The 12,531-nt window shown below is 47.2% G+C and carries 14 protein-coding genes; 6 read left to right on the top strand and 8 right to left on the bottom strand.

All coding sequences use genetic code 11. The annotated features are described in order from the left end of the window. Positions 1-666 (top strand): aminotransferase class III-fold pyridoxal phosphate-dependent enzyme (locus A3750_RS18735; protein ID WP_156498734.1); only part of this gene is annotated, 666 nt, incomplete at its 5' end. 32 nt (positions 667-698) lie between these two features. Here the strand turns inward: A3750_RS18735 and hemW are convergent. The 8 genes from hemW to A3750_RS18695 all read right to left on the bottom strand — a co-directional run bounded on the left by hemW (position 699) and on the right by A3750_RS18695 (position 7,825). Then, a complete protein-coding gene (gene hemW / locus A3750_RS18730) occupies positions 699-1,826 on the bottom strand; it encodes a radical SAM family heme chaperone HemW (RefSeq protein ID WP_068458555.1) in 1,128 nt (375 codons plus the stop codon). Between the two features lie 8 nt (positions 1,827-1,834). Beyond that, a complete protein-coding gene (gene rdgB, locus A3750_RS18725) occupies positions 1,835-2,437 on the bottom strand; it encodes an RdgB/HAM1 family non-canonical purine NTP pyrophosphatase (protein WP_068458565.1) in 603 nt (200 codons plus the stop codon). A 7-nt stretch (positions 2,438-2,444) separates the two neighbouring features. Continuing rightward, a complete protein-coding gene (locus tag A3750_RS18720; protein ID WP_068458556.1) occupies positions 2,445-2,912 on the bottom strand; it encodes a DUF4426 domain-containing protein in 468 nt (155 codons plus the stop codon). 16 nt (positions 2,913-2,928) lie between these two features. Further along, positions 2,929-3,525, bottom strand: coding sequence for a methionine biosynthesis protein MetW (gene metW, locus A3750_RS18715; RefSeq protein ID WP_068458557.1), 597 nt, complete (start codon positions 3,523-3,525; stop codon positions 2,929-2,931). Beyond that, entirely contained in the window at positions 3,522-4,658 is a 1,137-nt protein-coding gene (locus A3750_RS18710) for a homoserine O-acetyltransferase (RefSeq protein WP_068458558.1), read from the bottom strand. The genes metW and A3750_RS18710 overlap by 4 nt, the downstream gene beginning before the upstream one ends. Before the next feature lie 83 nt (positions 4,659-4,741). Beyond that, on the bottom strand, positions 4,742-6,664 hold the full coding sequence (locus tag A3750_RS18705; RefSeq protein WP_068458559.1) for a dynamin family protein: 1,923 nt from the start codon (positions 6,662-6,664) through the stop codon (positions 4,742-4,744). A 121-nt stretch (positions 6,665-6,785) separates the two neighbouring features. Then, positions 6,786-7,358, bottom strand: a complete 573-nt coding sequence (locus A3750_RS18700; protein ID WP_068458560.1) for a YggT family protein — start codon at positions 7,356-7,358, stop codon at positions 6,786-6,788. Between the two features lie 110 nt (positions 7,359-7,468). Next, a complete protein-coding gene (locus A3750_RS18695; protein ID WP_068458561.1) occupies positions 7,469-7,825 on the bottom strand; it encodes a response regulator transcription factor in 357 nt (118 codons plus the stop codon). A gap of 69 nt (positions 7,826-7,894) precedes the next feature. On the opposite strand from A3750_RS18695, the gene A3750_RS18690 reads away from it, so the two are divergent. The 5 genes from A3750_RS18690 to pcnB all read left to right on the top strand — a co-directional run. Beyond that, entirely contained in the window at positions 7,895-8,221 is a 327-nt protein-coding gene (locus A3750_RS18690) for a Rieske 2Fe-2S domain-containing protein (protein ID WP_068451500.1), read from the top strand. A gap of 183 nt (positions 8,222-8,404) precedes the next feature. After that, positions 8,405-8,842, top strand: a complete 438-nt coding sequence (dksA, locus tag A3750_RS18685; protein ID WP_068458562.1) for an RNA polymerase-binding protein DksA — start codon at positions 8,405-8,407, stop codon at positions 8,840-8,842. Positions 8,843-8,886: 44 nt separating this feature from the next. Continuing rightward, positions 8,887-9,744 carry a tRNA glutamyl-Q(34) synthetase GluQRS gene (gene gluQRS / locus A3750_RS18680; protein ID WP_068458563.1) on the top strand — a complete coding sequence of 286 codons (858 nt, stop codon included), beginning with the start codon at positions 8,887-8,889 and terminating at the stop codon, positions 9,742-9,744. Positions 9,745-9,808: 64 nt separating this feature from the next. Continuing rightward, positions 9,809-11,206, top strand: coding sequence for a sigma-54 dependent transcriptional regulator (locus A3750_RS18675; protein WP_068458564.1), 1,398 nt, complete (start codon positions 9,809-9,811; stop codon positions 11,204-11,206). Positions 11,207-11,934: 728 nt separating this feature from the next. Further along, the coding region (gene pcnB, locus A3750_RS18670; protein ID WP_156498733.1) for a polynucleotide adenylyltransferase PcnB at positions 11,935-12,531 on the top strand (597 nt) is incomplete at its 3' end.

The following is a 12,531-nucleotide window of genomic DNA, read 5'->3' as shown; positions in this document are numbered from 1 at the left end:
GTCGCGGGTAACATGAACTGCATTCCTCCGGTTGCAGGCTTTTTAGAAGGTTTACGCACGGTCTGCGATGAATATAAAACCGTATTGATCTTTGATGAAGTGATGACCGGTTTCCGAGTTTCTCTCGCAGGCGCCCAAGGTCACTTTAAAGTAACGCCCGATCTCACCACGTTAGGAAAAGTGATCGGTGGCGGATTACCCGTTGGGGCCTTCGGCGGTCGTGCCGACATCATGGATTACATTGCGCCCACTGGCCCGGTCTATCAGGCAGGTACCCTGTCGGGCAATCCGCTCGCGATGGCAGCCGGCTTGACCATGCTTAACGAAATCAGCGAAGAAGGGTTCTATGACAGATTAATCGCTCAAACGACACGTCTTGTGGATGGCCTTCGCAAGGCTGCTGAAGAAACCGGCACTTCGATGAGCTTCAATCAAGCGGGATCGATGTTTGGATTTTTCTTCACGACAGAGCAACAAATCAACTTCTATGAACAAGTTGTTGAGTGTGATTTAGATAAGTTCCAACACTTCTACCACGGAATGCTTGAAGAAGGGGTATACCTGGCCCCATCGGCATTTGAAGCAGGATTCGTTTCCAGCACACATTCAGATGACGTCATTGATGCCACCATCGCAGCCGCGAAAAAAGTAATGGCAAGCTTGTAAGCTCCAATCAACAGAGTGAACGAGACGTCGCATTAAAGAAAACGCTCAAGCACCGAGTTGAGGAAAAGGAAGCCTCGCTCGGTTAATTGAATACGCGTTGAATGCATCAAACCTTCGGAGCGTAGGTCTTTGAGTACAGCCTCTACGTCCTTCAAGCCAAGCTGAGTTACATCTTCAAAAAGCGACTCTTCAACCCCGTTCTTCAAGCGCAAAGCATTCATCATGAACTCGAAGCTTTGAGCTTCAGGCTCAATTGCTTCCTCGCCAACGCGATAGGTCACTCGATCCGCCATGTAGGCTTCAGGCATGCGAGACTTCCTATGTCGGAGTAAGTGCCCACTATCAATTAATGTGACTTTTGAGTGGGCTCCTGCCCCAAGACCAATGTAGTCTCCGAAACGCCAATAATTCATGTTATGGCGAGCCTGTCGCCCGCTCTGTGCAAACGCGGACACTTCATATTGCCCATAGCCATGATCGGCTAACAAGCGCCCTCCCTGCTCGAGAATCCCCCACAGCAACTCATCATTTGGTAGAGCTGGCGGCCTAGAAAAAAACTCGGTATTCGGCTCTATCGTCAGCTGATACCAACTTATGTGATTGGGTTGAAGTGCAAATGCCTGCTCTAGGTCATTCATCGCGAGTTCAATGCTCTGATCCGGCAATCCATGCATCAAATCCAAGTTAAAATTATCAATGCCAGAATCACGAATCGCGTTGACCGCCTTATAAATATGGTCAGAGCGATGAATACGCCCCAGGGCTTCGAGCTGTGGATTTTGAAAGCTCTGAACACCCAGAGAAATTCTGTTGATACCAGCCTTGGCATACGTTTTAAAATGTTCGGCATCACTAGCGCCGGGATTGGCTTCGAGCGTGATTTCTATATCAGGCTCAAATCGCAAATGGGCACGCAGTGCATCAAATAGTTTTAGATAGAAGTCGCCCGTCATTAAGCTTGGCGTGCCACCGCCAAAGAAAATACTGCTGATTGCTCTCCCCTGAATATATACCAGCTCTTGCTTGAGATCTTTGATCAAAGACTGAAGATAGGCCTCTTCAGGCAAGTCGGTTCTGGCATGGGAATTAAAATCGCAGTAGGGGCACTTCTTTACACACCAAGGAAGGTGTATGTATAAACTCAGAGGGGGAAGACGCAAATGTGCTCCTAAGTCGGGCTGTTGAGTGCAGGCAGCATCTCACTTAACTGCTTTAAAGCTTTACCACGGTGACTAATCGCTGACTTTCGCTCTCGCGTTAGATCGGCTGCGGTGCAGTTTAATTCTGGAATCCAAAAAACCGGATCATAGCCAAACCCTTCTTCTCCTGAAGGCTGCTCAGCGATAACCCCTTCCCAAACTCCATGGCAAACGACTGGTGTGGGGTCTAGAGGGTGTCGCACGAACACCAGTACACAATGGAACGTCGCTTGCCGCTGTTCGACTGGCACCCCTTTTAAGTTTTCAAGCAGCAGATCAATATTGCTTTGGTCCGTCGCATCTGAGCCGCTATATCGAGCAGAATAAATACCTGGCGCACCTTGCAGAGCATCGACCGCCAAACCGGAATCATCCGCAAGGGCAGGCTTACCGCTCTCTGAGGAGGCATGTCGCGCCTTTAAAATCGCGTTTTCGATAAAGCTTAGGCCTGTTTCTTCCGCACTCTTAATACCCAACTCAGCTTGCGATATAAGATGGAGCCTACGGCCTTCAAGAAGCGCGGCAATCTCTCTGAGTTTTCCCGCGTTTCCACTTGCTAGAACAATGTCCATCTTTGGCTCAATCATTATAGAAATTGTGGCTGAATCGTAGCCTGAACGGATCTGAAACCCCTTGAGGAAATACTGAGATATCAAACGTCAATATCTCGCCTTCCCGATACTGCAACTGCGCAATGTAATAAATTGCCTTGCCTTCGATAACCTGCTGCATACTCAAATGCTGCACCTGCTGGATGTCGTTTTTGGCATTCATATTAACGATGGCACCAACCGCTTCTCTCACCCCATTTTCGTTTACTTTGAGCACGCTCACATTAACAACACCCAACGCCTTGCTGCGCGTCAAATCATACTGTCTAGCCACCTCCGGCTGGAGGAAAGTGCTGTTGAACGCGATGTAATGCACCTCATATTCGGTGCCATCCGGCGCCGCAAAAACCTTCTTCTGCTCGGCATAGGAGTCGGCGGCCATCAGCATACCAAGCATAAACAAACAGACGTGAATCCAATGATTTCTCGATAACATGACCGTTTTCTCCAGATTATCTTCGTTCGATACGATACACGGCAAACTCAGCCAACAAGTTTGGCCATATTCGCGCTAAACTTTTCTCGCGAAAGTCTGCGTTCACCACTAAACGGTTTACGATACGAATGCCTTTTTGGTCGCACAAAATTTCAAAATCTTTAAATGTGCAAAGGTGGATATTCGGCGTGTTAAACCAAGTATGCGGCAAGGTTTTCGACATCGGCATTTTCCCATTGAAGAGCAAGTACTGCCTACAGCGCCAGTGGCCAAAATTTGGGAAAGTCACGATACCTTGCTTACCTAGTCGCAACATCTCTTCGAGCATTTCATCAGGACGACGCACAGCTTGCAGCGCTTGCGTCATAATGACGGTATCGAATTGATTCTCCTGAAACGAACCGAGGCCCTTGGCGTCAAGATCATGTTCAATCACATTCACGCCATTCTCGATGCAACGCGTAATCTGATTCGGATCGATTTCGATACCATAGCCATTCACAGATTTTTCGTTTTGAAGATGGGCAAGCAAACTGCCATCACCACAACCCAAATCAAGCACCGTAGAGCGTTGTTCAACCCACGGACTAATAATCTTTAGATCGCCTCTCATAGCTCGAGCTCCCTCGCGACGCGCTGCATATAGGCGGTAAACGCCGTCATATAACGAGGATTGGGAATCAAAAAAGCATCATGCCCGTGCGGGGCATCAATCTCGCAGTAGCTTACCCGCTTGCCGGCTTTCACCATGGCCTCAACCATCTGCTCTGATCGCTCAGGCGAAAAACGCCAATCGGTACTAAACGAAACCACAAAATAACCACAGGACGCAGGCGCAAGCGCTTTTACCAGATCACCGTCGAACTCACCAGCAGGGTCAAAATAATCAAGCGCTCGGGTCATTAATAGGTAGGTATTGGCGTCAAATGTTTTCGAGAAGCGTTTACCTTGGTAATTCAGATAGGACTCAACCTCAAACTCGACACCATAATCAAAATTGAACGCTTCAGACTTTTTGATACGACCAAACTTTTCACCCATTGCCTCATCAGAGAGATAGGTGATGTGTCCGATCATGCGCGCCAACATTAGCCCTTTAACAGGGACCGTGTCGTGCTCATAATAACGCCCTTCATGAAAACTAGGATCAGAAGTAATCGCCTTCCGCGCAATCTCATTGAACGCTATGTTCTGCGCCGTCAATTTTGGAGTCGAAGCAATGACAACAGCGTGCTTTACGCGCTCAGGGTAATCAAGCGACCATTTCAATGCCTGCATTCCACCCAAGCTACCACCCACGACGGCCGCCCAAACCTGAATATTTAACACATCCGCCAGACGCGCTTGGCTTTCAACCCAGTCTCTAACCGTAACTATTGGAAAGTCAGGACCATACAGTTCACCTGTTTCCGGATCCTTGGTTGTCGGCCCGGTACTTCCTTTACAACCACCTAAATTGTTCAATGACACAACAAAAAATGTGTTGGTATCAATCGGCTTGCCCGGCCCAATGCAACTGTCCCACCAGCCTGGTTTTTTATCATCTTCCGAGTGATATCCAGCCGCATGATGATCGCCACTAAGCGCATGGCAAATCAGAATCGCGTTGGAGCAATCCGCATTCAAGGTCCCATAGGTTTCGTAAATCAGATCGTACTGCGACAGGGCTTTGCCGCAATCGAGTTTGAGTGCTTCTTCAAAATGGTGGGTTTTGGGCTCTACTAGCCCAACCGAGTCGGCTGACACGTGCGCGTTTTTCCCTGATGATTAACAGTGCAATGAGTGCGGAGTGTAAACGCGCATCACGGGCAACGCAACTTGCCGGGTAGCTAGCTAGGATGGGCGTGCAGCTGCTCGGCAATCTGATGGGTAAAGGCTTTTTGCTTTTGTAGCTGCTCAATCGTCTGCTGCATGGATTCGCAGGCGTCTCGCTTGCCTTTTTGTTCTTTCGCGAGCTCTCTAAGGTTTTCTAGTTGCTCTTGTAATCCTTGCTTCTGCTCTACCGTATATTGGAGCAAAGGCAACAATGCATCATCAGCCCAACACAGTGCCTCATGACTTAAAGCCTCATACACATTTCGCACGTCGTGAACAAACGCATTCTTGAAATGACGAATAACCAAGCTCTGCTCCGTCACGATCAGCTTTGGATTACGTCGGTATCGGTTAAAGCCCTGCTTGATCTCTACTAACTTCGCTCGATACTTCTTGATCGAGAATTCAACTGGATGAAGGTGATCTGCACTGTGGTCATTTTTGAATCGTGCATACATCGTATGCACCATTTTCTCAGCAACGCGCACCTCAACCATAAGGTCATCAAGCATGCGATCCAGTTCTGCGAATAAGCTCGTCATTGCCGAAATAAGACCCTTTGTACTCCAAGAATCTTGCATCGCGGTGCGCACACTCTCTGCAAGTGCATCAAAGCGTTGCATTCCGATCAAGTCGTTAAGAATCTCTTTTTGTGACATCATCAAGCGCCGACTAGAGCGCAAAGCGACCAACTTCTTGTAAAAGTCATTGTGTGCAATCTGGGTTTTATCAGCAAGCCGGTTTAAAGAATCTATGTCCTCAAGGCTGTCACGATAATGATCAAGATCGTCACTTGCTCTCTGAATACGATGCGTAATGACTTTTTCACTACTTTCTACAAGGGATGAAATATCGGCAATGGCAGACTCATATAAAAGCTTTTCTCGCGCATCGACCAACTGATTCATCAACAGCTTCTCAAACTTTGCCAACCCACTTTTTTGCAACAGAGCCTGGTCCTCATTGACCTTAGCCAGTAACGCCTGTTTTGCAGAGACCGGTAAGACAAAATCAGGGGCGATGCCTAAGCGACGAGCGGTATCCTGCCGAACTCGCTCGATGGACGCCGCGGTGTGCGTTTCGCCCTGAAGGTCATCCCAAAGAACATCGATTTTGTTGAGCAGTGCATAACAGCTCTTGCTTTGCTCTTCATCCGTTTTTGCAATGTGATCGGTCCACATCTGCATATCACTGGCCGTCACACCTGCGTCGGCAGAAAGCATAAATACCACTGCCTGAGCGTTTGGAATCATGCTTACTGTGAGTTCGGGCTCTGAGCCCAATGCGTTCAATCCGGGCGTATCAAGTATGCGCAGACCCTGCTCAAGCAAGGGATGTTTAAAACTAAGCTCGGCATGTCGCCATCGAGGAATAAGCACCTTCTCCGGATTCACAGGATCGCGCTCAAGAGAGCTTCCGCTGAAACCAAGCGCTCTTGCCTCACTTTCTTCAACGGAAACGACCTCCGCGACTTTTTGCAAGACCGCGGCCATCGTTTCAGGATGGTCATTTTCAATTGAGAATTCATTCCAGAGATCCACTTTCTCTTTCATCTCAGAAATGGTTAGGTTCAAACGTCGACTTTCGATTGGCAGGAGTCTTAGGTAAGACGTGTCTCGGACCCGATCATAAAACAGCTCGGTCGGACACATCGTTGTGCGTCCTGCTTTCGAGGGCAAAATACGCTGTTGAAAATCTGAAAGTAGCAAGGCGTTGATCAGCTCTGTTTTGCCACGCGAAAATTCGCCAACAAAGGCAATCGTCAACTCATCTTTCTGGAGTGCTTCACTCGCCCTTACTAAGCGATTCAGCATATCCTCTGACGCCATCTGAGTTTCAGACAACCAATGCCGATACGCGTCTATCTGCTCAAGTAAACCATGCTTCCAATTGTGGAAACTGTCTATTTTGTCGAGCGAACTAGCGTTATGAGCCATGACCATTTCAGCCTACTACCTATCTACTACTGATTACTTGAGTATAGATAGCTTTGCGAAATTCCCACGGCGCATACGTGAAATTGTGTAGCAGATCAGGTCGGTTAAGAGATCTAGAACACTAAAGCAGAGAAAAAGACATACCAAATTGCTGGCTTAGGCCATTCAAGACGATGCCCAGCACCTGCAAAACAAGAAAAACGAGGATGGGTGAAAGGTCTAGGCCTCCCATGGAAGGCAAAAGCTTACGAAACGGCGCCATCACTGGCTCACAAATTTGATTAATCAAAGCAAGTGCGGGATTTGCACTTCCCGGCGCAATCCAGCTCGAAATAATCATAATTAGCAAAGCAAAGAAATAGAGCTTTAGAACCATCCCAAGTACGAGGATCACCGTCAGCGCGATGAGCGAGCCGACTTGCGGTAACCCGCCAGCCAAAACTAGAAACTTAAGACTCAACATCACGAGCTGAAAAAGAAACGCGAAGACGATTGTCGCGATGTCGATACCACCAAAACCGGGTATCAGCCTGCGTAATGGAATAACAACAGGATTGGTCGCCTTAACGACGAACTGCGAAATTGGATTATAAAAATCGGCCCTTGATACTTGAAGAATAAATCTGAGAAGAATCACGAACAGGTATAAATAGGTAACCGTATCAAGAACAAGATTAAGAATTTGCTGCGCCATAGGAAATCAAACGTCCACGCTTAGAGGTAAATACAAAGGATATGCGAGTAAGGCTTATATTGCAGCTTACAAGCTGTTCAGTAAAGAGCAGCTCCGTTTGTTGGTTGTGGTTATAGCCTTGTCATAAAATCTTCAACAATCTCCAGCGTGATTGGTTTAGCGTAGAAATGCAGGCCTGCTTCTTCTGCTTTGGATTTCACGCGCTCCTGAAAATTAGCTGTCAGCAAAGCAATACTCGCGTCAGGACAGAGCTCCCGCAGCTTGGGAGCAACCATCAAACCGTCTTGCCCTGGCATATTCAAATCAAGGAAAATCGCTTCAAAATTCATGCTATCGCATTTTTCTATCGCCTGCTCGGCCGTATTCGCTTCTGAAATCATTACATCTTCAAAATTTTCTTCTATCAAGCTTTTCAACATCATACGAGATATCGCGCTATCATCGACTAACAAAAAATTTCTTATCATGTTTACGGCTTCAAGTAATCTTTAGAGCGCATTAGTATAGTCGGTTTTCTGCAAAGCCAAGGTGCTTTTATGTCTCATTACCATCACGTATGCTCCCTGGAAGATCTCAAAAAAGCTCAAACTTTAGGTTATGAGATTGAGGATCATGAGGGCTTCTTGGTGATGAATAACACAAACGTGTTAGCGTATCGAAATAGCTGTCCTCACATTGGTATGAATCTGGAATTTTCTGAGAACACATTTCTAGAGCCCGATGGTAGATACATTCAATGTGCCATGCATGGAGCGCTTTTTGAGATCGACACAGGGCTTTGTATTCATGGGCCATGCCTAAATCAATACCTAGAGCCTGTGCAGGTCAAGGTAGAGGATGATCAGGTTTTGGTGAGCATATGATGAGATACACCTGCAAATGGGTAATCAGTCGCGCTACTTGCACAAAGTGATAGCACAATTAAAAATATTCTGATAGCGTTCGCAGGCTAACTTTGGCTGCTTAGTGGCGAGCCAAATCATGCGCTTAGGGACCCGGCTTGTCCTGTTTGGCGCAGTATTTGAAAGAAATAAAGAGATCACAACATGCCGGCAACAGAAAACAAAACTGACGTATTTTCTACATTCGTACCTTATGAAGCTTCTGCTGACGAAGAATATATGAGCGATGCTCAGCTTCAGCACTTTAAGCAAATTCTTCTGCAGTGGAAGCAAGAGCTAATGGAAGAAGTTGATCGCACAGTGGATCACATGAAGGAAGATGCTTCCAACTTTGCCGACCCAGCGGATCGCGCAACACAAGAGGAAGAATTCAGCCTGGAGCTTCGTACGCGAGACCGCGAACGCAAACTCATCAAAAAAATCGACAAAACGATCGATGCAATCGAAGCGGATGACTACGGCTTCTGTGAATCGTGTGGCATTGAGATTGGTATTCGTCGCCTAGAGGCTCGGCCAACAGCAACACAATGCATTGATTGCAAAACCCTTGCGGAAATCAAAGAAAGCCAAGTAGGCATTTAACGGCCAACTCAGTGAAAAGGGGAGCAAGCGCTTCCCTTATTCTTATGCATGGATACATAGGACGATTTGCCCCCTCCCCTACAGGCCCATTACATTTGGGCTCTTTGCTTGCGGCTCTGATCAGTTACTTGGACGCGCGCAAAAACCAGGGACAGTGGCTAGTTCGCATAGAAGATATCGACCCCCCTCGAGAGCGAGCCGGCTCGGCAAGCCGTATTTTAAAAACTCTAGAAACCCACGGACTGGCTTGGGACCAAGACGTACGCTACCAATCTTCATGCGCTCAGCGCTACGAAGAACAACTCGCTACGCTTCTCAGCGCAAAACTTTGCTATTACTGCCCATGCAGCCGCAAGCAACTTGCTGACCGCAAGGGTGAACATTTGCCATCTTGCGGAAAATTTCACGGGGAGCAACCCAAAGACGGCGCAGTGCGCTTCCAAACTAAGCAAAAGCCGCTACAGTGGAATGATGTTCTGCTTGGCCCAAAAACAGAGAAACTAGATTCAGACTTCATCCTCAAGCGACGTGATGGCTTATATTCTTATCAACTCGCCGTGGTGTCGGATGACATCGACCAAAAGATTACTCACGTCATTCGCGGAATGGACTTACTAAGCTCCACACCGATGCAGTTAGCATTATATGATTCATTGGATTCAGCGGCACCAGAATTTGGCCACTTCCCTTTAGTGACAAATACTCAAGGACAAAAGCTTTCTAAGCAGAACCTTGCTCCCGCAGTGGACGACACAGCACCAATCAAAAATCTAGCGTTGTTAGGATCATGGCTGGGCTTTGAATTTCCAAATGGCACAAATCGACCGGAAGATTACCTGACATACTATCTGGATCAATGGGATCGCTCTCGTTTTCAGCCAAATGAGGATTATGTCATATAGGTCGCTAGCCAGAGCTGCGTTTGGTTGGTTATCATGAAAGCTCGCTGATGAATTAGAAACGCTCATGCAACGCATATTAGTCATTGAAGATGAAAACAACGGATACTCCGAACTCGTTGAGATACTAAGCGGTCATAACTTTCAGGTGGAGAACGTGCACTCCATCAATCAAGCAGTAGACGATTTCCCAATCGCATCTTTTGATCTGATCATTACCGATCTTCGCGTGTCTGGACAAGCCGGGACAGACATCATTCCACTCGCACACGAAATCCCAGTCCTCGTTATGGCGAGCTTCGCAAGTTTACGCTCAGCTGTCGAAGCAATGAAACTGGGAGCGGTTGATTACATCGCGAAGCCATACGATGAGACAGACCTACTGTCATCGGTTGAAGACATTCTCAATAAGCACTCTCACCGCTCAACTACGCAAGAACGCAGGCAATCCAAGAATGCCAGCGACATGATTTATGGCCGCTGCCAACCAATGCGAAAGGTGTTCGGCCTCATTGACAAGGTGGCTCCAACTGACGCAAGCGTCTTGATTCAAGGTGAGACAGGTAGCGGTAAAGAGTTAGCGGCCAAGGCGATCCACGAACTTAGCCGACGAAGTAATCAGGAGATCGTATGTATCAACTGTGCCGCTATCCCAGAGTCCCTGATTGAATCTGAACTTTTTGGCCACGAGAAAGGCGCTTTTACCGGCGCGGTGTCTGCTCGAGCGGGGTTAATTGAGGCGGCAGATGGCGGCACCTTATTTTTGGATGAGATTGGAGAGCTTCCACTAGACGCGCAAGCTAGACTATTGCGCGTCTTGCAGGAAGGCGAGATTCGTCGTGTCGGCTCCATCTCTTCTCGAAAGGTCGATGTCCGCTTAATTGCTGCTACGCATCGAAATCTCAAAGCGCTTTCACGCACTGGTCAATTTCGAGAAGATTTATACTATCGACTAAACGTGGTTCAAATTCGGCTTCCGCCTCTTCGGGAACGAGGTCGCGACATTACTGGCCTGGCACATCTTCTACTCAATAACTCGCTTGATCGTATGAGCAGACCAGAAGTAGAGCTGAGTTCTGATGCACTTCGCGCAATTCAAGAGTATAACTGGCCGGGAAATGTCCGGGAGCTAGAAAACGCTATCGAACGCGGCGTCATTCTTTGTGAGAACGATCTGATTACTGCTGATTTGCTGGACATCGAACCCACAGCCGCCGAGATATCCCTGAACCAAGGGTTAGTCCGCAGCAGCGCCAACCCACAACAAATGAGCAGCCATCACCTAAGCAACATCAATCGACCGCTTTCGATGGAAGACTACTTCCAACAGTTCGTTTTAGAAAATCAATCCCGCATGAATGAAACCGAGCTCGCTAGACACCTGGGTATCAGCAGAAAGAGCCTTTGGGAAAAAAGACAGAAACTGGGCATTCCAAGGCGCAAGGGCGACGAAGCCAAAAATTGATCACTTTTTGATCGTCGCGCCAAAAAAACGTCTACCAGTTCACAACATGCTGTTTTACTTAACATTCCAATGCGTTACTGACTACCTCAAAAACACGGGCAAATTACTCAAGGTAACACCAAGGTAACGCATTCACATTTGTTTTGTTACTTTAAGTACCACTAAGCCCTTATCTACGCCTTTTGGACTATCGGTTTTAGACAAGTATCTGATTTTATTGATTTTTTATCTTCTGGCACGGAATGCGCTTTAGTAGATACAAAAAATAACAATGCCTTAAACGGCTGCGATTATAAAAATAAAAATAAAAAGAGAGTCTTTTTGCAGCACAGTCCGCACAAATAAAGATAATAAAGCGGAGCGAACTGATTATTTTGAACGCCTGGCTTTTTAGCGGGTCGATTGTGTTTTCTAAGCGCTAACAATGTTAGAACTACTTTAAAGTAGCAGCATGGTTAGCATGAGCTTTTAAAATGTATTGCCGCTCTAAGCGTTCAAAGTATTCCGTTTGCCGCGTCTCAGACGCTCTTGGTCAGACACGGAAAAAAATAATAATGACTGACGGTCTTGAACTGTTCAGCATGAAAGCCCCAAACACGGATGAATGGAGCTTCATGCATATCATTTCTTCCCCCAAACATCTCTCCAACGCGCACCTACTGTATTTAGTGCGCGTTTGCCGCTAGAATTCCGGACACTTCTGAATGCATTTCTTATAAGAATAGAGGATGGCAAATTTGCCCGTAAGGATTATTCCACGCGACGAACACCCTGTTTCGCGCAAAAACATCAGCCCTAGCGCATTAAAAGTTATATATCGCTTGGAAAACTCAGGCTTTAAAGCATACTTGGTGGGCGGCTGTATTCGAGACCTTCTCCTTGGCATTCAGCCCAAAGATTTTGACATTGCTACCGACGCTCATCCTGAGCAAGTCCATAAGCTGTTCTCTAACTCAAGGCTCATTGGCCGTCGCTTCAAACTCGTTCATGTACTCTTTGGAAGAGAAATGATTGAAGTCGCAACTTTCCGAGGCAGCAACGAAAGCTCAGCCGCTCAGCAGCAAACTGCTGAAGGTATGCTAACGCGAGATAACGTTTACGGTACCATTGAAGAAGACGCGATCCGAAGAGACTTCACGGCAAACGCACTCTATTACAGCGCAACCGACTTTAAGATCTATGACTACTGCGGCGCGCTTGATGACATTCAAGCGAAAACACTCCGTCTCATTGGGAATCCAGACGAGCGCTATCGAGAAGATCCTGTCAGAATGCTCCGTGCAGTCCGCTTTGCAGAGAAACTTGATTTTGAGATAGAAGATCTT

Source organism: Oleiphilus sp. HI0079, assembly GCF_001635105.1.
Note: the sequence above shows the minus strand (reverse complement) of the source record. Positions and strands in the feature narration are given on the sequence as shown.